The sequence below is a fragment of the Streptococcus oralis genome, from assembly GCF_026782085.1.
Classification (GTDB): Bacteria; Bacillota; Bacilli; order Lactobacillales; family Streptococcaceae; genus Streptococcus; species Streptococcus oralis_DA.
Map to the genome: position 1 here is coordinate 410,298 of NZ_JAKUVW010000004.1, position 25,879 is coordinate 436,176.

Below are 25,879 nucleotides of genomic sequence, written 5' to 3' on the forward strand. Positions count from 1 at the left end.
TATTTTACCATATTTCTGAAAAAGATAAGTTGGCTTTAGTAAAAAAGCGAGAATATTTTTTTTCTTTATGATAAAATAAAGCTAATATGAAAAAAATAATTTTATCTTTTATGACACTTTTAGTTTTTGGAACAGCTTCTACTGTTTCTGCTCAGGAGTTTGATGTTGCTGCTAAACATGCTATTGCTGTCGAGGCTACAACTGGAAAAATCCTCTATGAAAAAGATGCAAATCAGCCTGTAGAAATTGCTTCTATTACAAAACTGGTTACAGTTTATCTGGTCTATGAAGCTCTGGAACAAGGAACTATCAGCCTATCTACACCTGTTGATATTTCGGACTATCCTTACAAACTTACAACTAATTCTGAGGCGAGTAACGTCCCTATGGAAGCTCGAAATTATACTGTTGAACAGCTATTAGAGGCTACAATGGTATCCAGTGCAAACAGCGCTGCCATTGCGCTAGCAGAAAAGATTGCTGGTTCTGAGAAAGACTTTGTAGACAAGATGAGGGCTAAACTTCTTGAATGGGGAATTCAAGATGCAACTATTGTAAACACTACTGGTTTAAATAATGAGACCCTTGGCGATAATATCTATCCTGGTTCTAAAAAAGACGATGAAAACAAGTTGAGTGCCTACGATGTTGCAATCGTCGCTCGTAACCTCATCCGAGATTATCCTCAAGTTTTGGAAATCACAAAAAAACCAACTTCTACCTTTGCAGGACTTGAAATCCACTCAACCAACTATATGTTGGAGGGAATGCCTGCCTATCGTGGTGGTATTGATGGACTAAAGACAGGTACTACTGATAAAGCTGGTGCTTCATTCGTGGGAACAACTGTTGAGAAAGGGATGCGTATTATTACGGTTGTTTTGAATGCAGATCAACAAGATACCAACCCTTATGCACGTTTTACTGCTACTTCTGCACTTTTAGATTATATTTCTGCAAACTTTGCCTTAAAAACTGTCGTTCAGAAAGGTGAAGCTTACAACGATAGTAAAGTAACAGTTCTGGATGGTAAAGAAGATAATGTGACAGCTGTCGCTAAGTCAGATATTTCCATCGTCCAACGCATCGGAAGCGGTACTACACCAGCCCTCCAATTCACACCGAAATCAACATCAGAAATGGCTCCATTGGAAGAAGGCAAGGTTGTTGGTACTCTGACCTATGATGATCAGGATTTGGTCGGCCAGGGCTATCTCACTTCCGACAAACCATCTTTTGAAATGGTTTCTGAAAAGAAAGTAGAAAAAGCCTTCTTTTTGAAGGTTTGGTGGAATCAATTTATCCGCTTTATCAATGAAAAACTATAAAAAAATCGCGAATAATCGCGATTTTTTCTTTATTTCATTTCTTTAAAAGCCGCTTCTGCATCAGCGTTGCTAATAGCACCAAATTGGATTTTTCCGATTTTACCTTGACTGTCAATCAAGTATTCCGTTGGAATACTACGAATTTGGTAGGCTTGGAAGGTAGTTGCTTGCGTATCATATAGAACTGGAATATCCTTGTAGCCTTGTTCTTGGTACCATTTTGGAAAGTCTTGAACTGTTTTTTCACCTTGTAGACCTGGTGCAATGACACTCAAGATTTCAAAGTCTCGATCTTGTTTGGCAGCTAATTCCATTAACTCAGGCATGCTTTTTTTACATGGTCCGCACCAAGAGGCCCAGAATTTCAAATAGACCTTTTTCCCTTTAAAGTCTGATAACTTCACTTCTTTGCCATCCATAGACTGCAAGGTGAAGTCTGGCGCATCCTTACCGACTGCGATTTGTTGTACAGCGGGTTGTTTTGGACTGCTTGTCTGTTTGGTTTCTTTTTCACCACAGGCAATCAACAAGAATAGAGACATGAGGCTCAATCCAGCAAAAATAACTTTTTTCATTTTCTTCTCCTTTTATCCAAGAATTCCTGATAAGGCATTTAACTGCCCTAGCATTAATAACAATCCCATCAAAATAATCAAGGCTCCCCCAATTTTCTTTAGTAGGATCATATGGGGTTTTAATTTACTAAAGTAGGGCATAATCCAGCCCGAAGCCAAGGCCAAAACAATGAAAGGAAGGGCCATTCCCAATGTGTATACTAAGGTTAGTAAGGCTCCTTGCCAAGCACCATTGCCACCTGAAGCTGCTAGGGCCAAGACTGAACTTAAGACTGGTCCGATACAAGGGGTCCAACCAAAACTAAAGGTTATCCCAAGTAAAAAGGCTGACAGATAGTGATTAGACTTGGATTGTTTGAAGGTGACTGTCTTTTGAACCTCCAGTTTATTGAAATGCAAGATTTCCATCTGATGAAGTCCTAAAAAAATAATGACTATTCCCATAGCATAACGAAACCAGTCTGCATAGAGCATGTGCCCTAGGAATCCAGCTCCAAATCCTAAAATAAAGAAAATGAGGGAGATTCCTGCAATAAAGCACAAGGTCCGAATTAAGCCCGACCATGCAACGTCTCTTCCAAAAAAGCGAAAGCTTTTCGAATTTCCCTGATCATCCAGTAAAATACCAGCATAGACAGGTAGCAAAGGAAAGATACAGGGTGAAAAGAAGGACAGAATACCTGCTAAAAAAACGGATACTAGAAATATAATCGACTCCAACGAATTACCTACTTTCTCAAAATTCTAATCCTATTTTACTACAAAAGAATAAATTTGTAAGAAGTCTGCTACGCTTATTTATTTTGACTAAATTTGACACAAAAAAAGGAGCTAAGCTCCTTTCATTTTAATACGTTCCTTCTTCACCTTGACTAGTCAAGATAACAGGTCCATCTTTGGTAATCACGAACTGGTGTTCATATTGGCAAGACAGGCCGCCATCTATAGTCTTATGAGCCCAGCCAGTCTTCATATCTGTATCAATTTCCCAGTCACCAGTATTAATCATGGGTTCAATGGTTAGTACCATTCCTTCACGGAGACGGAGTCCACGGCCTGCAATACCGTAGTTAGGAACCATTGGCTCTTCGTGCATAGTTGGACCAACACCATGACCAACCAAATCACGAACGACACCGTAACCGCGACTTTCAGCGTATTCTTGAATGGCTGCACCAATATCACCGATACGATTGCCGACAACTGCTTGCTCGATCCCTTTATACATAGCTTCCTTGGTCACGTCCATCAAGTTCTTCACTTCTTCAGACGGTGTACCGACCGCATAAGCCCAACATGAGTCAGCTAAACCGCCAGTATAACTTTGGGTGTATTTTTTCATTTGCTCAACATTATTAAAGTTGAGTTTAGACACATTGAGGTCTGATTTGGCAATCGGACCACCCAGTACCATGTCAACCTTGAGCAAATCGCCATCTTTCAAGATGTAATGACGTGGAAAAGCGTGAGCTACTTCGTCGTTGAGAGAGCAACAAGTGGCATAGGGGTAATCCATGACTGCGCCATCCACACCAATCTGTAAAGGAAGGAAATTCTCCTCTTTACAACGTCGACGAACGTACTCTTCAACTTCCCACATATCCACGCCTGGCTTAATCAAATCACGTAAGCCGATATGGATACTTGCTAGGAAATCACCAGCCTTGTCCATGGCTTCGATTTCACGTGCTGATTTTAAAGTTATCATTTTTTCTCCTAGATTCTAATTAATTTTAACCGTAACATTTGCTTTTGAAACAATCTGATGCCCATGATAAATATCATAATCAATAATAGCTGAACGTCTCGTGTGGTGAATAATCCGAGCCTGAATCCGCAAAGTATCATCTATCTGCACAGCCTGCAAGAAATAAATCAACATCTGTTCAATGATGAGATTACGTCCACTATTGACAACGAGGTCTTGGGTCATATGGTTGAGGATTTCAGCCAAGACTCCATTAGCAAGGACCCCATTTTTCTCCAGCATGAAGGGCTCAACAGTAATAACGACTTCATCATGATGATAAGACAGTTTTTGCCCGATTTGCTCTGAGAAGGTCGGCAAAGCTGAAACCTGAGAACGACTCATCTTTTCCATGACATCTCGTCGTGTTACGACACCGAGCAAGGTTTGGTTACTTCTGACAACGGGAACCATCTCAAAGTCTTCTGCGATCATCCGTTGACTAACATTGGCAATATTGGTCGCTAAGCCTGTTACAAAGATACTACGTGTCATCACCTTGTCAATAGTTGTGCTGGGGGATTTATCTCCTGCGTCACGCATAGTAACAACCCCAACAACCACTTGGTGTTGGTTAATGACTGGGAAACGACTACTTCTGTTCTTACGGACCAAGTCTAGATAGTCTTTTACTGTATCCGTTTCTCTCAAAAAACCATACTCATGACTGGGACGATAGAGCTTCTCGACTGTCAGAATATCGGTTTTGATTTGAACATTTGAGAGGGCTTTGTTAATCATGGTCGCTACTGTAAAAGTGTCATGCTTACTTCTCAGAACTGGAATCCCTTTTTTATTAGCCAACTCAAGAACATCGTCCTGCACATGAAAACCACCTGTCACAAGGACCGCATTTTCATTTTCCAAGGCTAAAAGTTGAATGCGAGTGCGGTCACCTACAATCAAAAGACCGCCATCATGGAGATAGGACAGAATATTTTGCTCTGTCATAGCCCCAATGGAGAATTTACTAAACTCTCTCTCCAGCCCTTCCTGACCAGCTAAAACTTCAGAGGAGGTGACTTCAGCAATCTCAGCATAGGTTAGCCTCTCAATAGCCACTTTCTGGGACTTGACTCGTATGGTTCCACTGCGGGGGCGAGTTTCAACGATTCCTCGATTTTCAGCTTCTTTGATAGCCCGATAGGCGGTTCCATCACTAACACCTAGATGATTTGAAATACTTCGAACACTAACTCTCTTCCCAATTGGTAACTCTTCCAGATAAGACAAAATTTCCTGGTGTTTACTCATTGAAATCTCCTTTTACGTAACGAAATTCAAGATAGTCCCTCATTTTTCGTGTATAGCGATCGCTCCCCTTAAACTGTCGGACGAGGCTAAAGCCCGATTTTAAGGCTACTTTTTGACTAGCTTGATTCTCCAAATGAGTGATGATGGATAATTGTTTTAAACCAAATTCTTCAAAGGAAAGCTGACATAGCTTGATAACCACTTCTGTCATATAACCTTGTGCCCAAGAATCTTTTTTTAAGAAGTAACCAATTTCTGCTTCTTTTTTGATTTCATCGACTTTTTCAAATTTAATTGAGCCAATCATTTCCTGATTTCCTTGGAGACAAATTGCCCAAACTCCTAGAGGATTCTTCATAAAATAGTTAGCAAGGGCGTACTGACTTTCTTCCAAACTTGCTTGACTGGGAAAAATAAACTGTAAATTCTCAGGGTTTGAAGCAATCTCGAAAAACGCTTGACTGTCACTAAAAAAGAAAGGACGCAAATACAAGCGCTCCGTTTCAAAAAAAGAAAACATTGCTAATTTGGTCCAAATATTCATAATCACCTCAACGTCTTAGTCTTCAACGAGTGTAATATCCGCTCCAAGACTACGCAATTTTTCAATAATATCTGAGTAGCCACGAAGGATAAACTCAATATTCGTAATTTCAGTCTGGCCTTGAGCCATCAAGCCAGCGATGACAAGTGCTGCACCAGCTCGCAAGTCTGTAGCTTTTACACTTGCCCCGTGTAAGTTACGACCACCGTTGTAAATAATGTGATCGTTTGTAGTCATAATATCCGCATCCATTTTCACTAATTCAAAGACATGATTAACACGTTTCTCATAAATCGTATCAATAATGGTTCCACGACCTTGAGCAGTTAGTAAAAGTGGCGTGATAGGCTGTTGCAAATCAGTTGCAAACCCAGGATAAGGTGCAGTTTTGATATTGATGGCTCTCAAATCGGACTGTTCTTCAACGAAGATGCTGTCTTCTGAGACCGTCATACGAACGCCCATTTCCTCTAGTTTAGCGATAAAGCCTTCTAAGTGTTCATAGAGAACATTGTTAATGCGAATTCCTTTTCCTACCGCTGCAGCAAGTGAAATATAGGTTCCAGCTTCGATACGGTCTGGGATTACTTGGTGACGCGTTCCATGAAGTTTCTCGACACCATCAATAATGATAATATCAGTCCCAGCACCACGAATATGGGCCCCCATGTTGTTCAAAAGGGTAGCAACATCGATAATTTCCGGTTCACGAGCCGCATTTTCAATGACAGTGCGTCCCTTAGCTTTAACCGCAGCAATCATAGTGTTAATCGTTGCGCCAACGCTGACGGTATCCATGTAAATACTTGCGCCATGAAGTCCCTTACCTTGGGCAGATAAATTCATATTATCTCCCTCATAGCTGACCTTAGCACCCATGGCTTCAAAGGCTTTTAAGTGGAGGTCAATCGGACGAGGCCCAAGATCACATCCGCCAGGAAGGCCAACTGTAGCTTCACCAAAGCGACCTAAAAGACTTCCGTAGAAATAATAAGAAGCACGCAAGCTATTAATCTTGCCATAAGGCATAGGAATGTTTTGAACACCTCTTGGATCAATCTCCAAGACATCCTCATAACGCTTAACAGTCGCCCCCATAATTTCCATGATTTCGACAAGACTAGCAACGTCTGAAATATCTGGAACACAATCTAAAGTGACAATATCATCTGATAAGATAATAGCTGGAATAAGCGCTACAACACTATTTTTAGCACCACTAATGGTGATCTCACCTTGCAATGGACGTCCACCATTGATGACAATTTTTCTCATGTTTTACTCTTTCAAAATTTACTAAAAAGGTCTTTTCATTCTATTATACCATAATTTTCAGTTTTTTCCCATTCCTATTTACTAAATACCATCTCATTTTGATAAAAAAAGACCTATCACTCAAGCTTTTCAGCCTGAAATGATAGGTTTTTGTGTTAGATTAACGTACTGTACGGATACGCATTGTGTTTGTACGAACAGCTTCACCAAGTGGCACACCAGCAACGATAACGATATCATCACCAGATTCAACCAAGCCTTGTTCAACTGCAATCTTTTCAGCAAGATCAAACATATCGTCAGTATTTGAAGGACGTTCAGTTGTTACTGGAATGACACCCCAGTTCAGCATAAGACCGCGTTGAGTCAATTCGTCAAAAGTGATAGCCAAGATATCAGCATTTGGACGGTATTTAGAAATCAAGCGAGCTGTGTGACCAGTTTTAGTAAGGGTAACTACCAACTTGATATTCATTGAGTTAGTTGCATCTTTAACAGCTGATGCCATAACTTCAGTCTTAGAATTACGTGCCAAGTTAACTGATGACAAACGACCGTATTCATTAAGAAGAGTTTGTGCATTCTTGTCAATCGTAGCCATTGTTGTTACTGATTCAAGTGGATATTTACCGTTCGCAGACTCACCTGAAAGCATTGTTGCGTCAGTTCCGTCGATAACAGCGTTAAATACGTCTGATACTTCTGAACGAGTTGCACGTGGTTTTTCAGTCATTGTTTCAAGCATGTTTGTTGCTGTGATAACAACTTTACCTGCTGCGTTCACTTTAGTGATGATCATTTTTTGATAAACTGGAACCATTTCGAATGGTACTTCGATACCCATGTCACCACGAGCGATCATGATACCGTCAGCAGCTTCAATGATTTCATCCAAGTTATCGATACCTTGTTGGTTTTCGATTTTTGCAAACAATTGAACGTGACCATTACCAGTTTCTTCACAGATTGCACGAACTTCGTCGACGTCTTTTGCAGTACGTACGAATGAAATCGCGATGAAGTTGATACCTTGTTCCAAACCGAAACGGATATCATCGTTATCACGTTCAGCAAGTGCTGGGAAAGGAATTTTAGTGTTAGGAATGTTTACACCTTTCTGCTTAGCAATGATACCGTCATTTTCAACGACTACTTCAAATTCACGAGTTGCATCGTCTTTTGCGAAAACACGAAGACCCAATTTACCATCGTCAACCAAAACTTGGTGACCAACTTCAACATCATCGTAGATATCAAGGGCACCAGCAACGTTCAAAGCAATCACATCACGAGTTGATTTGATTCCTTGTTTAGTTGCAACACGGATTTTTTCACCAGTTTTGTATGAGTACTCTTTTGCGTCACCTTCAAACAATTCTGTACGGATTTCAGGTCCTTTAGTATCAAGAAGGAAACCAACTTTTTTACCTGCAAGTTTTTCAGCAAGTTTAACAGTTGCCATACGCTCACCTTGTTCTTGGTGGTCACCGTGTGAGAAGTTGAAACGGAAAGTGTTTGCTCCTGCTTCAATCAATTTAGCAATATTTTGAGCTGAAGCTTCAACGTCAAGTTTTTCACCCCAGTATCCGTCTTCACCGAATTTTTTACCACCACGGATTTCAACCGCAGGACCTAAAGTTGCAACGATTTTTACACGTTTGTTCATGATTTTTGTGACTCCTTTATATAATTCGACCTTTTATGGTCATGTTACCAAATTAATGAAAGTTGATTAGGACAAGCTCTTGTTCAAAGCAGAAAGTTCAAGATCAGCTTTATGAGGGTTGTTAACAATAATCTTACCTTCTGCAGTTAAGCTAAACAAAGCTCCTTCTTCTGCTGTACCAAGGATTGGATTCTCAACCATTTTTTCGTTACGGATACCAACAGCGACACCACCGATTCCTTGTTTAAGGAGTTTAACAGCGTGTGCCCCCATACGTGATGCCAATACACGGTCACGCGCAGTTGGTGATCCACCACGTTGGATGTGACCAAGTTCTGTTACACGAAGGTCACTAGTGTCTCCTGCTTCTTTTAGTTTTTGACCAAATTCAGCTGCTGACATAACACCTTCTGCCAAAACGATAATGTTGTGTTTTTTACCGTGCTCATAACCAGCTTTGATACTAGCTACGATATCTTCCATCTTGAAGCCTTCCTCAGGGATGATAATTTCATCAGCACCAGTTGCGATACCAGCCCAAAGAGCGATATCACCAGCGTTACGTCCCATTACTTCAACAACGAAAGTACGACGGTGACTTGATGATGTATCACGAATCTTATCAATCGCATCCATTGCAGTCGTAACTGCAGTATCAAATCCGATTGTAAAGTCAGTCCCTACGATATCGTTATCGATTGTACCTGGAAGTCCAATAGCAGGGAACCCATGTTCCGTCAAGCGCATAGCTCCGTGATAAGAACCGTCTCCACCGATAACTACGACTCCTTCGATACCGTGTTTTTTCAATTGCTCAATCCCTTTAAGTTGGCCTTCAAGTTGTGCAAACTCAGGGTAACGAGCAGAGTGAAGGAAAGTACCACCACGAGAAATGATGTCTCCTACTGAAGCAGCATCAAGTGGATAAATTTCACCGGCAACCATACCAGCGTACCCATCATAGATACCAAAAACTTCCATTCCTTCTGAGATTGCTTGGCGAACTACTGCACGGATGGCAGCATTCATACCAGGGGCGTCTCCACCACTGGTCAAAACAGCAATACGTTTCATTTGGTTTATGCTCCTTTTTCTTTTAACATTCTTACTGATTATACCACATTTAAATCGAAAATTCTTCTATTTTCCGTATTTTTAGCGATAAATCGTTTTCATAGCAATTCCCTCTAATTTTTCCTCTAGAGCAGAATCTTTTCTTACAAAATGTTGAGTAGAAACAACTGTTTTTTGTTCCTCTTCATACCTGATAATGACAGGAATTGGGCCTTTGTATTGTTCTAGGATATTTGAAATCTCTTTATCGTATTCATGATTTTTAACTTGAATCCAGAATCGTTCCGCCACTGCTTCTTTCAAATCTTGTGCAATCATTTGCAGACGACCATCTCGAGATTGAACTTTGCCATTGATGTAGTAGAATTTCCCTTCGGATAAAATGGAAGCATATTTTCTATATTGGTCTGAAAATACAGTTACATCCATCCGAGACTTACTATCATGAACCTGTAGAAAAGCCATACTCTCGCCTTTCTTGGTTCGAATCACTTTAATCTTTTGCACTTCAACTAAGAGAGTGGCTTGAGTTCCCTCGGTTAGATTAGCGATTGGCGTCGTCGGATATAGGGCTTGTTTGGCAAGAGTTTGGAGAGGATGGGCACTGATACCTACCCCGACTAGTTCCTGCTCCTTGTAAAATTTCTCTGCTTCCGTAAAATCATCCGCCTCAGTCCAGCTATAGCTTGCATCTGCAAAGAGACCACCCAACTCCTCAACAAAAACAAATAAGTTTGGTAGGTTTACTAAGATTTTCTGGCGATTCTTGTCAAATTCATCAAAAAGCCCTAGTTCAACCAAAGGCGTCAAAAGCGACAGTTTCTTGTAATTCTTGGGAAGACGTGTGACAAAATCTTCAATGCTTGAGAAAGGACGATTTTCAATAATCCAGTAAGACAAATCTCTTGGCATTCCCTTAATGGCTTTTAGACCAAGATAGATTTTCTTCTGAGAAATTTTATCATGATAGGGAATGCTGTTGATTCCTAAGGGAGCTACTTCAAAGCCCATCTGCAATGCATCTACAATGTAATCGCTACTGGAATAATTCAACATAACTTGAAAGAAAATAGCAGGATAGTGTGTCTTGAAATAAGCTAGTTGGAAAGCCAGGGCTGAGTAGGCATAAGCGTGGGATCGGTTAAATCCATAGCCGGCAAACTTTTCCATCACTGCAAAAACTTGATTAGCCTTTTCTTCTGTATGCCCCAATTTCATAGCTCCTGTGATAAAATCTTCCTTCATCAAATGCATCTCTTTAGCATTTTTCTTACCCATGGCTCGTCTGAGAATGTCGGCTTTACCAAGACTGAATCCTCCGAAACGCTGAGCAACCTGCATGACCTGCTCTTGATAGAGCATAATACCATAGGTTGATGACAGAATGTCCTCCAAGGCAGGGTCTAACACCGTCACCTTTTCTTTCCCGTGCTTACGAGCGACAAAGTTATCAATATAATCACTAGCACCTGGTCTGTTGAGGGATGTCGTTGCTACTACCTCTTCAAAGACTTGCGGCTGAACTCGTTTCAAGAGTCGAATGGCGCCAGGTTGTTCAAATTGGAAAATCCCCTTGGTATTTCCAGCAGCAAAGAGAGCCAGAGTTTCTTTGTCTTCCAAGTCAATCTCTTCGATTTTCAGATTAATACCTTCTGACTCAGCCAGTAATTCCTGCATTTTTTGGACAAAAGTTAGGTTACGTAGACCTAGGAAATCCATTTTTAAAAGGCCATTAGCTTCGACACCATGAGCATCATACTGGGTAATCAGCATATCCTCACCATATTTTAGAGGAATATAGTCCGTCAAGTCTTGGTCACTCATAACGACTCCGGCCGCATGGATAGAGGTCTGACGAGGATACCCTTCAATCTTTCGAGCAATCTCAAAAGCTTTTTGGTATTCAATCTTGCTATTGATGACCTGTTTAAATTGCAAATTCTTTTCATAGGCCGTCGTTAGCGTATCTCGGAAACTGATTTTTTTCGTAATATTTGTTAATTCGTACTCTGGAACGCCATAGCGTTTGAAAACATCACGAATTGCCTGTTTTGCTCCAAAGGTCGAATAAGTGACAATCTGTGCCACATGTTGACTGCCATAGCGATCACGAACATAGCGAATGAACTCCGGCCTATAGAGGTCAGGAATGTCGATATCGATATCAGGCATGGTATAGCGCTCACGATTTAAAAAGCGCTCGAAAATCAGGTTCTTTTCAACCGGATCAATCCCTGTGATATCCAGTGAGTAAGCCACCAGACTACCAACCGCAGAACCACGCCCCATTCCCATATAATATCCTTGGGAACGTCCAAAACGGAGCAAATCCCAAACTACAAGGAAATAATCGTCAAAGCCCATATCATGAATCACAGCTAATTCTTCATTTAGTCGCTCACGATAGAGAGCTGAGGTTAGCCCCTTGTCACTCAAGCCTTGCTCAGCTCTCTCTCTAAGTTCTTCGACCGCTGGTCTTTCAGGATTAAAGCGAGGGAGTTTTAAACTTGGGTCGATTTGATAGCTTACATTCTCTATCAGACCTTGGAGATTGGCAAGCGCCTGAGGGAAGCGATTTTTAAACCCTGCTTCCAAGTCTGAGGCAGGCAAAAAAATCCCTTGTTGTGAATGTAGATCCACTTCTCTCAGGCTGACATTGTCCTTGACTGCTGATAAGATTTGTAAAACTTGAATATCTTCTTTTTCAAAAGAGTTGACCTGATAGAGTGGAAGAATAGGTCTGGTAAAGACTTCTTGAGGAGTATCTGGACTGACACCGATAAAATAATCGTGCCCCAAATCTAACTGTTCGATTCCCTCAAAATAGGGAACAATAATGGCCACATCTTCGAGGTGGGAGGTGAAGTCAGACCAATTTTTCCGTCCAGTCATTTTTAAAGTGGATAACTTCATCAACTCTTGATAACCTTTAGTGGATAGGGCTAGAAAACGAAGAGAAATATTTTCCTCATCTTTGACCAAGGTCATTTCTAGACCAATTAAAGGTCGAATACCATGCTTACGAGTTGCTTCTAGAAAATGATAGGCTCCATAGAGATTATCCACATCCATGATAGCAAGGTGAGAATAGCCGTATTCTTTAGCCATTTGTACGTATTTTTCAATCGAAACCACACTTTCCATAAAACTGTAAACAGTCTTGGTATCGAGCTGTGCAATCATTTCTTCTCCTCCTTGCTTTCGTTTTACTACTATTATACCATTTTAAGTTGGATATTGAAGTAACTCTGCACTTTCTTTTCACTATCATCAGTTACAAACTTCTTCTCTTCTTACTGTTAAGTTCTTCATTTCTCAGAGGAAAGAAATAAAAAATTAATATTATATGATAGTTTTAAATGTAAATTTAGATATATTTATACCAAACGAAGAATAATAAAGATAGGAGTTATATGCAGTTTTACATATAAAAATCTCTAGAAAAAGGCTTACTTCTATGGTATTTATTCAGCATTTTATAATAACTTACCAAATAGATATGCTGGTTTAAGAAATTTATTTCATTTAAGTTTATTTATTCCATTTTTCCCTCTTTTTTGATATAATAAATCCAGTCTGTTTTCAAAGGAGAGAAACATGCGTTTTAATCAATTCAGCTACCAACCAACCACTAGTTCTCAACGATTTGAGGAATTAGAAGGTCTTGGTCTAAAGCTGTCACCCCAACTGTCCTTAAAAAGACAGTTTGAAGACTTCATTCGTTGGAGTTTTTTCACTTATTCTAACACGGATTATGCCTTGTCGACTTTGGCTGCGGATAAAGAAACAGATTTAGTAACCTTTTTCCAGTCAGACCGTGAGTTAACTGCGGAGATTTTCTACACAGTAGTTTTTCAACTTTTAGGATTTAGCTATCTTGTTGACTTTGAGGATGCCGAACAGTTTCGTAAAGAAACTGGTTTTCCTATTGTTTATGGGGATCTCATTGAAAATCTTTATCAGTTACTCAATACACGAACGAAAAAAGGAAATACGCTCATCGATCAGCTTGTTAGTGATGGACTCATTTCAGAAGATAATCACTACCACTACTTTAACGGTAAGAGCTTGGCAACCTTCTCTACTCACAATGTCATTCGTGAAGTCGTGTATGTCGAGAGCCGTGTGGATACTGATAACGACGGTCTCCCTGACTTAGTCAAGGTCAGCATTATTCGCCCGCGTTATGATGGTCAAGTACCTGCTCTTATGACTGCCAGCCCTTATCACCAAGGGACTAACGACAAAGCCAGTGACAAGGCTCTCTACAAAATGGAGGGAGAGCTTGAGGTCAAACTGCCCCACACCATTGAACTTGAGGAGCCTAAGCTAAATTTAGTCGAACCTCATGGTCAAGCAGAAGTTGTCACAGAAGCTGAAGAAAAGCTATCTCATATCAATAGCTCATATACTCTAAATGACTACTTCCTCCCACGTGGATTTGCCAATCTCTATGTATCGGGTGTTGGTACCAGGGATTCCCAAGGGCTCATGACCAATGGGGACTACCAGCAGATTGAGGCATATAAAAATGTCATTGATTGGCTCAATGGTCGTTGTCGTGCTTTCACGGACCACACGCGCAAGCACCAAATCAAGGCTGACTGGTCAAACGGCAAAGTCGCAACAACAGGTATTTCCTATCTAGGTACCATGTCTAATGGTCTCTCCACCACTGGTGTTGATGGCTTGGAAGTGATTATTGCGGAAGCAGGTATTTCCTCTTGGTACAACTACTATCGGGAAAATGGTCTAGTGACCAGCCCAGGGGGCTATCCAGGTGAGGATTTTGACTCACTTGCTGAATTGACCTACTCTCGCAACCTCCAAGCTGGTGACTATATTCGTGGCAATGAAGCTCATCAAGCAGACTTAGAAAAGGTTAAAGAGAAACTCGATCGCAAGACTGGTGACTACAATCAGTTTTGGCATGACCGCAACTATCTGCTCAATGCTCACAATGTTCAAGCTGAGGTCGTCTTTACGCATGGTTCCCAGGATTGGAACGTCAAACCTCTTCATGTTTACCAGATGTTTCATGCCCTACCTAGCCATATCAATAAGCACCTCTTTTTCCATCATGGTGCCCATGTCTATATGAACAACTGGCAGTCGATCGACTTCCGCGAGTCCATGAATGCCTTGTTAAGTAAGAAATTGTTAGGACTTGACTCAGGCTATCAACTTCCGACTGTTATCTGGCAGGACAATATCGCATCGCAAAGATGGCAGGTGCTTGGTAACTTTGGCAAGCAGGACGAACTGCATACCTTCTCTCTTGGTAATGAGGAAAAAGTGATTCAAAACCAGTATGATCAAAAAGATTTTGATCGTTATGGTAAGACTTACCAGACCTTCAACACTGAACTTTACCAAGGAAAAGCCAATCAGATCACCATTGACCTTCCAGTAAGTCAAGACATTCACTTAAATGGGCGAGTGGAACTGAAACTTCGTGTCAAATCGAGTACGAACAAGGGCTTATTATCAGCCCAACTGTTAGAACTTGGACAAAAGAAATATCTGCAGCCTTATCCAGCTGTTTTAAGTGCTAGAACCATTGATAATGGTCGTTACCACATGTTAGAAAATCTCTGTGAACTACCATTCAACCCAAGTGCCCAACGTGTCATCACCAAAGGCTACCTTAATCTTCAAAATCGAACCAATCTCTTGAGGATTGAAGAAATCCAACCAAATGAATGGATGGACTTCCAGCTAGAGCTTCAACCAACTATCTACAAACTTAAAGAAGGAGATACTCTCCGTTTGGTTCTCTACACCACAGACTTTGAGATTACAATTCGAGATAATACAGACTATCAGTTGACTGTTGATTTAGCACAGTCTAGTCTTATCCTACCTTGTCAAAAGGTATAATCTACCAGACTTTCAATATGGGAGGATTCAAAGGAAAAGTCAATGAATTTGACCATTGAACTTCCTATAAGCAAGGCTTTCCACTTGAACAGTCGAATCAAACATAAACTTCGTATCAAATCCAGTTCATCTGAAAGCATTTTAGAACCCCTAGATAGAACTTGGACAAAAGATACTCCCTCTAACCAACATGTGTAACCATTTATCATACACGCTACCAGACCACATGTTGGAAATCTCTGTGAATTACATTTAGAGTAAATTCACAAAACGCCGTGACAAAAAGCTACCCAAATTGAATGATTCACTGTCATTAAAGAACATCAATGTAGATGAACGGATTGCTACCCAGTTTATCTGCACCCAACTAGTGACAAGTTAAAAGAAGGAGAATCTCTCCATCTAGTTCTTTATCTTACTGACTTTAAAATCATCATACATGACAATACCGCCTACCACCCGACTGACATTTTCGTTCAGTCCACGCTGCTGTACCTTGTAAAAGGAGTACTTACTTTATGAACAAATCAGAACACAGACACCAACTTATCCGCGCCCTCGTTTCAAAAAACAAAATCCATACACAAGCTGAATTACAAGCCTTGTTAGCGGAAAATGATATCCAAGTTACACAGGCTACCTTATCACGCGATATCAAAACCATGAACCTTTCAAAAGTGCGCGAAGAGGATAATTCTTATTATGTGCTAAATACAGGCTCTATCTCCAAATGGGAAAAACGACTTGAAAATTATATGGAAGACGCTCTTGTTATGCTGCGTCCTGTGCAACACCAGGTTATTTTGAAAACTTTACCCGGTTTAGCCCAATCATTTGGATCTGTAATTGATTCCTTGGCCTTTCCTGATGTCGTTGCAACCCTTTGTGGAGACGATGTCTGCATGATTATCTGTGAAGATGCTGCAAAAGCGCAGGCTTGTTTTGAGAGTCTTAAAAAATATGCGCCGCCATTTTTCTTTAGTGAATAAAACAAATCCCGTGATTAAAAGATCACGGGAATTTTTTATTTCTTTGACTGTGTTTCTTCTTTCTTTGTACGTGCCAATCGAAGAGCACGTTTTGGATTGAGACGATTAAACAATTCTTCTAGTTTCTTTTCATTCCACACATCTGCTGCAGAAACAAAATTTCCATCTGCATCTCGGAATGATATCGGTTTATCTCCCATATCAATCTCCTAATCTACAAATTCAAATTCAAATTTACCGATGCGAACCAAGTCGCCATCTTTAGCTCCGCGCGCACGAAGTGCTTCGTCAACCCCCATACCACGAAGCTGACGGGCAAACTTCATGACCGATTCGTCACGGTCAAAGTTGGTCATGTTAAAGAGTTTCATGAGTTTTTCACCAGAAAGTACCCATGTCGCATCATCATCACGACTAATCTCAAAGGCTTTTTCTTCCTCGTCAAAGCCATAGTACGCCTCTTCTTCCATATCGGATTCATCATAAATCGGGAATTCTGGAGTCTTGTCTAACAACTCGGCTGTCGCGTCCAAAAGTGTAGCCAACCCTTGCTTGGTCAATCCAGAAATAGGGAAGATAGCTGGAAGTTCCTCAAACTCGTCGTAGTTTGCTGCCAACTTTTCCTTGAAAGTTTTCAGATTTTCCTGACTTTCAGGCATATCCATCTTATTGGCTACGATGATCTGCGGACGTTCCATGAGACGAAGGTTGTAGGATTCTAATTCCTTATTGATAGCAAGGTAATCCTCATAAGGATCACGTCCTTCGCTAGCTGACATATCGATGACATGGAGGATAACTCGAGTACGTTCGATATGACGAAGAAACTGGGTTCCAAGACCAACCCCTTGACTAGCCCCTTCAATCAAACCTGGAAGGTCAGCTACTGCAAAAGATTCACCTGACTGCGTACGGACCATACCTAAATTAGGGACAATCGTCGTAAAGTGGTAAGCACCGATTTTTGGCTTAGCTGAAGTGATGACACTAAGCAAAGTTGACTTGCCGACAGATGGGAAACCGACTAGACCAACATCTGCTAAGATTTTCAATTCCAGTTGCAACTCACGTTCTTGCCCTGGTTCTCCATTCTCAGAGATTTCAGGTGCAGGATTTTTGGGAGTGGCAAAACGGATATTTCCACGACCACCTCGACCGCCATGAGCCACGATAAATTCCTGACCATGTTCAATCAAGTCTGTAATGACTTTTCCTGTTCCCGCATCACGTACAGTAGTCCCCTGTGGTACGCGAACACGAAGATCTTCTGCACCACGTCCGTGCATTCCTTTGGTCATTCCTTTTTCACCGGAATCAGCCTTGAAATGACGGTTATAGCGGAAATCCATCAAGGTACGTAAGCCTTCGTCTACCACGAAAACAACGTTACCTCCACGTCCACCATCACCACCCCAAGGACCGCCATTAGGGACATATTTTTCACGGCGAAAGGCAACCATGCCGTCGCCACCATTACCAGCCTTGACCTTAATCTTGGCTGTATCTAAAAACATACTCATATTTTCTTCTCACTTTAAAAAGGCTGGGGAGAACCCAGTCATTAGTTATTGTTTCTATCCTCGTAGCTTGCTTAGAATCTACTAAAAGCTCCAAGCGCAGTTGCAAAGATACCAGCTAGGGTTACAAACAACATGATGAGCACGACAACAAGCGTCACCTTTTCAAACAAAGTTTTTTTACGTTTTCCGTTATCTCCAAAAGCCATAACTTCTCCTTTTTCTATATAATTTTAATTTAATATTCTGTTGAAACTGGTGCAATCAACCATAAAATGATATAAGCAAGGACTCCTGTCCCATAACAAAATGCAAGAACCGCCCAAATGACACGAACAATTGTTGGATCGATATCAAAATAATGAGCAACTCCTGCGCATACTCCCCCAATTTTTTGATCTTTCCCACTTCTCATTAATTTTTTCATTTTTTCTTCCTCTTATTCTATTATTTGAATTCGTCTCTCCAATAATCTCTGATGCTAGACAATTGTTTTCGAGACGCTCTTAAAATACGCTTGGATTCTTTTACTGGGCTTGTAACAGCCTGTTGAGGTAGATAGAGAATCGTTTTTAAGAATCGCTGACTGACAGGTTGACCATCATGTAACTCATGTTCAAAGTTATTTGAGATAATGGCATCAAGGTAAAACTCATGAACTCGTTTCCCAAAATTTTCAGCCGAAATCTCATACAACTTATCCGCCAACTTTTGTTCAGACATATCAGGAGTAGCAATCAAGGCTTCAAGAATAGCTCCTGCAAGCTCTCGTTCTCCATAGTAGAGGGTCCCAAACATTTTATCATTGATCAGGTTTTCAAGATAGGGGTTGCCATGAGCGATAACAGGCGTTCCACTGGCTAGACTCTCTAGATAAGTCAATCCTTGGGTTTCACTAGTAGAAGCAGAAATAAAGAAATCTGCTGCCTTATAGTACAAGGCTGTTTCACTTGGAGCAATCATACCTGTAAAAATCACATGTTTTTGTATGTTTAATTTCTCTGCTTGTTCTTTCAGACTATCCAGATAAGGTCCGTCTCCAGCAACAACCAACTTCACCTTGTCTTCTTCTTTCAAAACCTGCGCAAAGGCAGCTAAGACTGCTTGGATATTCTTCTCAAAGGAGATACGCGAAAGGCTCAGTAGCATTTTCTCACCTTCCTGAATACCTAACTTCGAACGAAGCTCTAGTAAGTTTTCCTCTTTTATCTCAGGTCGTTCAAACTTAGCCAGCTCAATTCCAGTTGGGATGACACGCTTTTCAACCTTGACTTTGTATTTAGATAAAAGGTCACGAACAATCTCACTAGGGCAAATCACACCATCTACATCATGAAGGAAGCCACGCACCAAATATTTTACCATACTCGGACGAATTAGCATGCCCTTAGCAATGTAATGCACATAGTCTTCATACTGGGTATGGTAGGTATGAATAACTGGAATTTTCAATTCTCTCGCAATCCAAAACCCTAACAAACCAAGTGAAAATTCTGTCTGGGTATGAATGATATCGAGTTGATACTGCTTGGCAATTTCGAGCGCCTTTGTAAAACCTCGGTAGGCAAATCGTCGATCCTTAAATGCAAAGAAAGGGACACTCGGAATGCGAATAATTTGCCAATCCTCGTATCGATTCACATCTTTATCAGTTGTTGTAAAGATAAAAACTGCATGTCCTTGCTTTTCAAGCTCCGTCTTCAAGGTCCGAATACTAGTCGCGACCCCAGAAACTTGAGGGAAATAGGTATCTGTAAATAAACCAATTCGCATAAATTACCTCACTTTTTGCCCAAAGCGGCCTGTTCTCGATAAAATTTTAACCAGATTTCCAACAAATGCTCCTCAGAGTACTCTTTGGAGATCTCGCGAGCTTTTTCTTTCAAGTCTTTTAAGGCTTCAGGATCATTCTTGTATTCTAAGATTGCTTCTCTCATCTCGGAAACATCACTTGTAGCACGATAATTCCCATCAAGAATAACCTTATACAGGTCCAAATCTCTCAACATAATCGGAGCTTCACAACTAGCGGCCTCTAAGATGGTCATAGGGAATAATTCATTATAACTTGGTAGCAAGAACAGATCCGCCATAGCGTAAAGTTCCCGCATCCGTTCTGGTGACACAATTCCAGGGAAAATAAGATTTTTTGGTGGATTGTCCATAATCTTCTTGTAGCGTTCATAACCATCTGTCATCCCACCAAATGAAAAACCACCTGCCCAGATAAATGTAATTTCTGGCAATTCTTCAGCAAGACGAATAAAATCATCAATTCCTTTACGTTTCTGAACCTGACCCGCACCGATTACGACAAACTGATCTTCCGCGAGATCCATTTCCTTCCGGAGTTGAGCAACTTGTTCAGCTGGCAATGGATGCCATTTTTCTTTGTTTACAAAATTTGGAATATAAGTTACTTTTTCACGCGGAATACCAGCAACCACTAAATCCTCGATAAACATGGGATTGACCACCACCAAGTGTTCCATTCGGTTGTAAAAGGAAAAAACATAGCGTTTGACAATTCCTTTTAGGAAAAATGGAATCTTCAAACTCCCCTCAAGCGTATCAGGCAAAAAATGCACATAGCCAATTTTTCTCCCAGAGCGTTTCTTTTGGAAAGTAGATAAATAATAGGGGAAATCAATGGTATGAAAGTGAGTTACATCCGCTTCTACAGGAAGATTCTCTGTAACAATCAACTGGTCTTTGGCATCACGGTGAAGGAGACTAACCAATTCTCGATAAGCTCCTGACACTCCTTGACCAGCTACTTTTTCACTTGAACTCAGCATATTAATACGCAATTTTTCGTTTTCCATACCTTTCATTATACCATTTTATTTCCAGAAAATCAGCAAAAGAAAGAAGAGACGATTGGAAAAAGGATAAAATTATCCTATTTTCCAATCGTCTCTCGCATTTTTCTTAGTCTTTATTTAATTCCTAGAGCGATACGTGCATATCGGCTCATTTTTTCAACTGTCCAAGCTGGATACCAGACCAATTTTACCTCGGTATTAGTTACCTCAGGCACATCTGTCATCGCATCATGTATCTGGTCTGTCAAAAGGTCAGCCAGTGGGCAGCCCATAGTTGTCAAGGTCATATCAATTTCAGTGTGACCTGTTTCACCATCAAAACGAATTTCATAAATCAAACCTAGGTTGACAATATCAATCCCCAACTCAGGGTCGATGACTTCTTCCAAGGCACTTAAAATGCGTGTTTTGATCGTTTCAATTTGCTCTTCTGTATAAGCCATGTTAATCCTCACTCTTAGTCTTCAATAAAATCACGAAGGGGTTTGCTGCGACTTGGTTGACGCAATTTTCTCAAAGCCTTGGCCTCAATCTGACGGATACGCTCACGAGTCACGTTAAAGACTTTCCCAACATCTTCAAGAGTACGCATTTTCCCATCGTCCAAACCGAAGCGCAAGCGCAAGACGTTTTCTTCACGGTCTGTGAGAGTATCCAAGACTTCATCCAACTGCTCACGCAAAACGATACGAGTTGTGTAGTCTACTGGATTTTCAATCACTTCGTCTTCGATAAAGTCCCCAAGATGGCTATCGTCCTCTTCACCAATCGGTGTTTCAAGCGATACTGGCTCTTGAGCGATTTTTAGGATTTCACGGACCTTGTCAGGTGTCATATCCATACGCTCAGCAATTTGTTCAGGAGTCGGATCTTGCCCCAATTCTTGAAGGAGATTCCGCTGTTCACGGACAAGCTTGTTGATGGTTTCAACCATGTGGACAGGGATACGAATAGTGCGGGCCTGGTCAGCGATGGCACGAGTGATTGCCTGACGAATCCACCAAGTTGCGTAAGTTGAAAACTTAAATCCTTTTGAATAGTCAAACTTGTCAACAGCCTTCATCAAGCCCATGTTTCCTTCTTGGATCAAATCCAGAAACTGCATGCCACGCCCTACGTAGCGCTTAGCGATAGAAACCACCAAACGAAGGTTGGCTTCTGCAAGACGTTGTTTGGCTTCGATATCACCAGCCTCAACTGCTAGAGCCAATTCTTTTTCCTCTTCGTTGGTCAAGAGAGGAACGACCCCGATTTCCTTCAAATACATACGGACTGGGTCATTAACCTTGGCAGAAGTTGAGCCAATCAAGTCCTCATCACTCAGTTCTGGTTCTTCTTCTGCACTAAGCACACGCGCACTTGGATTTCCTTCGTTATCTGTGATAGAAATTCCAGCATCCTGAATCCGTTGCAAAAGGTCTTCAATGCCGTCTGCATCGAGGGTGAAAGGAATAACCAGACTTGAATTGATTTCGTCATCTGTTGCTGTTCCTGTTTTTTTGTGGTTACGGATAAAGTCTGCTACTTGCACATCAAATGTGGTTACTTCTTTTTGTTTTGTTGCCATTATTACTCCATTCTTCTCTTTTGGGAAATCAATCGTTGCAATTCTTCCAAGGCTGTGTCTGTATCTCCTACATGACTAGCTTCCTGCACTTTCTTTTTAATTCTTAAGTTGTCCTTGCTGAGGAGGGCACGGTTTCGAGTCGCTTCGACTTCCTTTAGCTCTTGAGGCGACATCTCAACTGGCAAATCCAAGCTAAGCACGTGGTACCAAGCATTTTCAACCTCAGGCGTCTGATGAGAAAGCTCCTCTGAGCCGATTTCTCCCTGCTCACTTAATAATTCGTAAAGAATCTGAAATTCTGGGGTATCAAAGAAAAAATCTTCCCTTAATCGGTAGTCATTTAGAACAACTGGATTCTCAGCCATCCTATAAAGGAGATGAGCCTCTGCTCTCATGACTGCTGTCAGTTGTCGCGTTACAGGTAAACTAATCGCTGCTGGAGGTTGCTCCTCTTTGACTCTTTCCTGCCTTTGAACAATTCGATTTTCATTTACTATCTGTTCCACCTGCTGGTAATCAAAAGAAGGTAGATTATCCGCCAGAATGTGGATATAAGAATTCTGGGCAGTGATAGACTTTTCCTTGGCGATTAGGGGCGCAATCTTTTCAATGAACTCGATTTGCGCCTGCAAATTATCACTATTTTCCGGCTTGAGATGGTGAATATAGAACTCTATAGGACTAATCCGAGTCTTGGTTAAAAGGTAAGCCAGGTCCTCAGCAGAATTCTTTTGTAAATATTCATCTGGGTCCATGGCATCAGGTACTCGAACAACCTCCACTGAAAAGTCTTTTAACTCCTCTAAAGCCTTGGCTGTTGCTGCCTGCCCTGCCTTGTCGCCATCATAGCTGAGAACAATTTTTTTGGTAAAGCGTTTGAGGTGGTCAACATGCTCCTTGCTTAAGGCTGTTCCCATGGAAGCTACAGCATTTTCTATACCAGCACGGTAGGCTGCGATCACATCCATGAAGCCTTCCATCAGATAGAGCTCTGTAATCTTACCTGTTCCCTTTTTTGCCTTGTCCAAATGATACAATTCGTAACTCTTGTTAAAAATTGCAGTCGAGCGACTATTTTTATATTTGGCAGTCTGACTATCCGTTTCTTGCCAGATACGACCTGAAAAGGCAATGACCTGTCCCTTGTCATTGGTCAAAGGAAAGATGATCCGTCCAAAGAAAGTATCATAAAATTGATTACCATCTGACAGGTAAAACAGGCCAGAATCCAATAAATCCTTTTCCTCAAACTTGTCAGATAAACGTTGGTAGAGATAAGTTCTCTCTGCTGGAGCTAGTCCAATCTGGAAGTGCTTCAGAACACCATCTGTCAATCCGCGTTTGTAGAGATAAGCCCTTGCTTCTTCTCCCATCTTTGTCGTCATGAGGATGGCATGGTAAAAGCGTGCAGCTTCTTCATGTATATCATATAGAGCTTGATGAGGGGAAGCTTGTTGGGGACGAGACTGGACAGGCATAGCTAGTTGAATACCGACGCGCTCTCCTAAGAGCTGAACGGCTTCCATAAAGGACACACCTTGGTATTCTTCGATGAACTTAAAGACATCTCCTGAGCGCCCACAGCCAAAACAGTGATAAAACTGCTTGTCTTCCACAACGTTGAAAGAGGGGGTCTTTTCACCATGAAAAGGACAGAGCCCTAAATAGTTCCGTCCAGCCTTCTGTAAAGAAATCACATCACCTATGACTTCCACAATGTTGGCATTGTTTTTGATTTCTTCAATGACTTGCTTGTCAACCATACACAATACCTCCATCTTATCATAGTTTCACGTAAACTAGTATAGCTTATTTCTGAAAAAAAGTAAACCATTTCATACGCTTTCCGTAATTCTCTTTGCCTTATTTTTCTAGATAGAAAGAGGAGATAAAAAACTCAGAAACACTTCCATGTTTCTAAGTTAATCTTCACTATTTTTTTATGATTATTTAACTCATCTATTCAAATAATTGATAGTAGTCTGAAATTTTCATCTGATCTTTTTCTTCTTTATTGAGGTCTTGGATGATACGACCTTCCTTCATGACAATCAGACGATTGCCATACTTCAGTGCATCCTCCATATGGTGGGTAATCATCAAGGCTGTCAGATGATCCTTGCTGACAAAGTCATCTGTTAGTTCCATCAAGGCCACACTTGTTTTTGGGTCAAGGGCTGCTGTGTGTTCATCCAACAAGAGCAACTCTGGTCGTTTTATGGTAGCCATCAAGAGACTCAAGGCCTGACGTTGTCCACCTGAAAGAAACTCAATCGGAGTATCTAGATGCTTTTCAAGGCCATTCCCAACCTTTTCAAGGGTAGTCTGAAACTCTTCCCGATGACTTGATAGCCTTCTAGGAAGGAGTCCTCTCTTCTCACCACGAAACTTGGCAATCAAGAGATTTTCCGCTACCGTCATACGAGGAGCCGTACCCATCTTAGGATCCTGAAAGACACGAGACAAGTACTTAGCTCGCTTTTCAGGTGAAAAATGCGTCACGTCCTCGCCCATGATACGGATGCTTCCACTTGTTAAAGGTAGGGTACCTGCAATCGTGTTAAAAAGCGTTGACTTCCCTGCTCCATTTCCCCCTAGGATGGTAATGAAATCATGTTCGAAAATTTCAAGAGAAACATCATTCAGAATGATTTTTTCCTCATCAAAGCCATTCGTGATGACTTTGGTAGCATTTTTTAATTCTACAATTGCTGTCATTTGCTAAACTTGACTCCTTTCAGGTATTTGTTTTTGAAGGTTGGAATCATGAGGCAAACTGCCAAAATCAAGGCGCTGTACAAACGAAGATAACTTGTATTAAACCCAAGAGCAATCACTCCCCAGACGAGGAACTGATAAGCAATAGACCCTACAACGATGGTCATGAGTCGCTCTGCCAGGGTCAAACTCTTGAACAATACCTCACCAATAATCAAGCTAGCAAGCCCTACGACAATCACGCCGATTCCTCGAGAAACGTCTGCATATCCTTCTTGTTGAGCAATTAAAGCTCCTGCAAGCGCGATAATCCCATTTGAGAGAACCAAGCCCATGAGTTCCATACGTCCAGTATTGATACCAAAGCTACGAGCCATATCGGGATTGTCACCTGTAGCGATGTAGGCCTGACCTAGTTTGGTATCTAGGAAAAAGAGCATGAGACCAATAACAAGAGCTACAAAGATTAATCCAGTCAGCAGTTGGTTAAGGTCTGAATCAAAAGGCAAGACATCCTGAATTTGCTTGGTTCCAAGAAGCCCCAGATTGGCACGCCCCATAATCATGAGCATGATGGAATGGCAGGAAGTCATGACCAAAATCCCTGATAAGAGGGTTGGGATTTTTCCTTTGGTATATAAGAGACCTGTCGCCATTCCAGCTAGACAGCCCGCTCCTACTGCGGCTAGGGTTGCTAAAAATGGGTTGACTCCCTGTGTTATCAAGGTTACAGCTACTGCTCCCCCAAGAGGAAAAGAACCTTCAGTAGTCATATCAGGGAAATTCAAAATTCGAAAAGTCATAAAGATTCCCAAACCTAAAATCGCCCAGACCATCCCCTGAGAAATAATGGATACTATCATAATCTTTCACTCATTTCTTTCTTTAGTAAAAATGGGAGGAGATGTGTCCAGCTCCTC

At 41.2% G+C, this 25,879-nt stretch carries 24 protein-coding genes; 4 read left to right on the plus strand and 20 right to left on the minus strand.

The window, feature by feature from the left end:
- Positions 1 to 86: 86 nt before the first annotated feature.
- A complete protein-coding gene (pbp3, locus tag MK395_RS04110; RefSeq protein ID WP_002874503.1) occupies positions 87 to 1,328 on the plus strand; it encodes a D-alanyl-D-alanine carboxypeptidase PBP3 in 1,242 nt (413 codons plus the stop codon).
- 29 nt (positions 1,329 to 1,357) lie between these two features.
- On the opposite strand, the gene sdbB is transcribed toward pbp3, so the two are convergent.
- From sdbB to MK395_RS04155, 9 genes are all read right to left on the minus strand, one after another.
- On the minus strand, positions 1,358 to 1,903 hold the full coding sequence (gene sdbB, locus MK395_RS04115) for a thiol-disulfide oxidoreductase-associated lipoprotein SdbB (RefSeq protein WP_268711329.1): 546 nt from the start codon (positions 1,901 to 1,903) through the stop codon (positions 1,358 to 1,360).
- 12 nt (positions 1,904 to 1,915) lie between these two features.
- Positions 1,916 to 2,623 (minus strand): thiol-disulfide oxidoreductase-associated membrane protein CcdA2, encoded by a 708-nt coding sequence (ccdA2, locus tag MK395_RS04120; RefSeq protein ID WP_268711330.1) that lies wholly within the window; start codon positions 2,621 to 2,623, stop codon positions 1,916 to 1,918.
- Positions 2,624 to 2,750: 127 nt separating this feature from the next.
- Positions 2,751 to 3,611 carry a methionyl aminopeptidase gene (locus MK395_RS04125; protein WP_000631558.1) on the minus strand — a complete coding sequence of 287 codons (861 nt, stop codon included), beginning with the start codon at positions 3,609 to 3,611 and terminating at the stop codon, positions 2,751 to 2,753.
- Positions 3,612 to 3,626: 15 nt separating this feature from the next.
- A complete protein-coding gene (gene spxR / locus MK395_RS04130; RefSeq protein ID WP_000033809.1) occupies positions 3,627 to 4,904 on the minus strand; it encodes a CBS-HotDog domain-containing transcription factor SpxR in 1,278 nt (425 codons plus the stop codon).
- Positions 4,897 to 5,448 carry a GNAT family N-acetyltransferase gene (locus MK395_RS04135; protein WP_268711331.1) on the minus strand — a complete coding sequence of 184 codons (552 nt, stop codon included), beginning with the start codon at positions 5,446 to 5,448 and terminating at the stop codon, positions 4,897 to 4,899. Before MK395_RS04135 ends, spxR begins: the two co-directional genes overlap by 8 nt.
- 15 nt (positions 5,449 to 5,463) lie before the next feature.
- The gene (locus tag MK395_RS04140; RefSeq protein ID WP_268711332.1) at positions 5,464 to 6,723 is read right to left on the minus strand and encodes a UDP-N-acetylglucosamine 1-carboxyvinyltransferase; all 1,260 of its coding nucleotides are present in this window, start codon (positions 6,721 to 6,723) and stop codon (positions 5,464 to 5,466) included.
- A gap of 160 nt (positions 6,724 to 6,883) precedes the next feature.
- Positions 6,884 to 8,389, minus strand: a complete 1,506-nt coding sequence (gene pyk / locus MK395_RS04145) for a pyruvate kinase (protein ID WP_268711333.1) — start codon at positions 8,387 to 8,389, stop codon at positions 6,884 to 6,886.
- Positions 8,390 to 8,455: 66 nt separating this feature from the next.
- Positions 8,456 to 9,463, minus strand: coding sequence for a 6-phosphofructokinase (gene pfkA / locus MK395_RS04150; RefSeq protein WP_000820882.1), 1,008 nt, complete (start codon positions 9,461 to 9,463; stop codon positions 8,456 to 8,458).
- 81 nt (positions 9,464 to 9,544) lie between these two features.
- Positions 9,545 to 12,646 (minus strand): DNA polymerase III subunit alpha, encoded by a 3,102-nt coding sequence (locus tag MK395_RS04155; RefSeq protein ID WP_268711334.1) that lies wholly within the window; start codon positions 12,644 to 12,646, stop codon positions 9,545 to 9,547.
- A gap of 414 nt (positions 12,647 to 13,060) precedes the next feature.
- Between MK395_RS04155 and MK395_RS04160 the strand changes: the two genes are divergently transcribed.
- From MK395_RS04160 to MK395_RS04170, 3 genes are all read left to right on the plus strand, one after another.
- Positions 13,061 to 15,343: a Xaa-Pro dipeptidyl-peptidase gene (locus tag MK395_RS04160; protein ID WP_268711335.1), complete on the plus strand. Its 2,283-nt coding sequence runs from the start codon at positions 13,061 to 13,063 to the stop codon at positions 15,341 to 15,343.
- 42 nt (positions 15,344 to 15,385) lie between these two features.
- A complete protein-coding gene (locus MK395_RS04165) occupies positions 15,386 to 15,541 on the plus strand; it encodes a hypothetical protein (protein WP_268711336.1) in 156 nt (51 codons plus the stop codon).
- 320 nt (positions 15,542 to 15,861) lie between these two features.
- Complete coding sequence (locus tag MK395_RS04170) at positions 15,862 to 16,332, plus strand: arginine repressor (protein ID WP_001043019.1); 471 nt, start codon at positions 15,862 to 15,864, stop codon at positions 16,330 to 16,332.
- A gap of 35 nt (positions 16,333 to 16,367) precedes the next feature.
- Here MK395_RS04170 and MK395_RS04175 read toward each other — a convergent pair whose 3' ends face one another.
- From MK395_RS04175 to MK395_RS04225, 11 genes are all read right to left on the minus strand, one after another.
- Positions 16,368 to 16,532, minus strand: coding sequence for a hypothetical protein (locus MK395_RS04175; protein ID WP_000502578.1), 165 nt, complete (start codon positions 16,530 to 16,532; stop codon positions 16,368 to 16,370).
- Positions 16,533 to 16,541: 9 nt separating this feature from the next.
- Positions 16,542 to 17,852 (minus strand): GTPase ObgE, encoded by a 1,311-nt coding sequence (obgE, locus tag MK395_RS04180; RefSeq protein WP_268711337.1) that lies wholly within the window; start codon positions 17,850 to 17,852, stop codon positions 16,542 to 16,544.
- A gap of 71 nt (positions 17,853 to 17,923) precedes the next feature.
- Complete coding sequence (locus MK395_RS04185) at positions 17,924 to 18,058, minus strand: DUF4044 domain-containing protein (protein WP_000863851.1); 135 nt, start codon at positions 18,056 to 18,058, stop codon at positions 17,924 to 17,926.
- A gap of 29 nt (positions 18,059 to 18,087) precedes the next feature.
- On the minus strand, positions 18,088 to 18,276 hold the full coding sequence (locus tag MK395_RS04190) for a PspC domain-containing protein (protein WP_000735790.1): 189 nt from the start codon (positions 18,274 to 18,276) through the stop codon (positions 18,088 to 18,090).
- A 20-nt stretch (positions 18,277 to 18,296) separates the two neighbouring features.
- Positions 18,297 to 19,622, minus strand: coding sequence for a glycosyltransferase family 4 protein (locus MK395_RS04195; protein ID WP_268711338.1), 1,326 nt, complete (start codon positions 19,620 to 19,622; stop codon positions 18,297 to 18,299).
- Between the two features lie 8 nt (positions 19,623 to 19,630).
- Positions 19,631 to 20,674 (minus strand): glycosyltransferase family 4 protein, encoded by a 1,044-nt coding sequence (locus MK395_RS04200; protein WP_268711339.1) that lies wholly within the window; start codon positions 20,672 to 20,674, stop codon positions 19,631 to 19,633.
- Positions 20,675 to 20,787: 113 nt separating this feature from the next.
- Positions 20,788 to 21,117, minus strand: a complete 330-nt coding sequence (locus MK395_RS04205) for a metal-sulfur cluster assembly factor (protein WP_268711340.1) — start codon at positions 21,115 to 21,117, stop codon at positions 20,788 to 20,790.
- A 14-nt stretch (positions 21,118 to 21,131) separates the two neighbouring features.
- On the minus strand, positions 21,132 to 22,241 hold the full coding sequence (gene rpoD, locus MK395_RS04210; RefSeq protein ID WP_000201892.1) for an RNA polymerase sigma factor RpoD: 1,110 nt from the start codon (positions 22,239 to 22,241) through the stop codon (positions 21,132 to 21,134).
- A 2-nt stretch (positions 22,242 to 22,243) separates the two neighbouring features.
- Positions 22,244 to 24,004, minus strand: a complete 1,761-nt coding sequence (gene dnaG, locus MK395_RS04215; RefSeq protein WP_268711341.1) for a DNA primase — start codon at positions 24,002 to 24,004, stop codon at positions 22,244 to 22,246.
- A 196-nt stretch (positions 24,005 to 24,200) separates the two neighbouring features.
- Positions 24,201 to 24,959, minus strand: a complete 759-nt coding sequence (locus MK395_RS04220) for an ABC transporter ATP-binding protein (protein WP_268711342.1) — start codon at positions 24,957 to 24,959, stop codon at positions 24,201 to 24,203.
- A complete protein-coding gene (locus tag MK395_RS04225) occupies positions 24,956 to 25,822 on the minus strand; it encodes an ABC transporter permease (RefSeq protein WP_000637254.1) in 867 nt (288 codons plus the stop codon). The genes MK395_RS04220 and MK395_RS04225 overlap by 4 nt, the downstream gene beginning before the upstream one ends.
- Positions 25,823 to 25,879 lie beyond the last annotated feature (57 nt).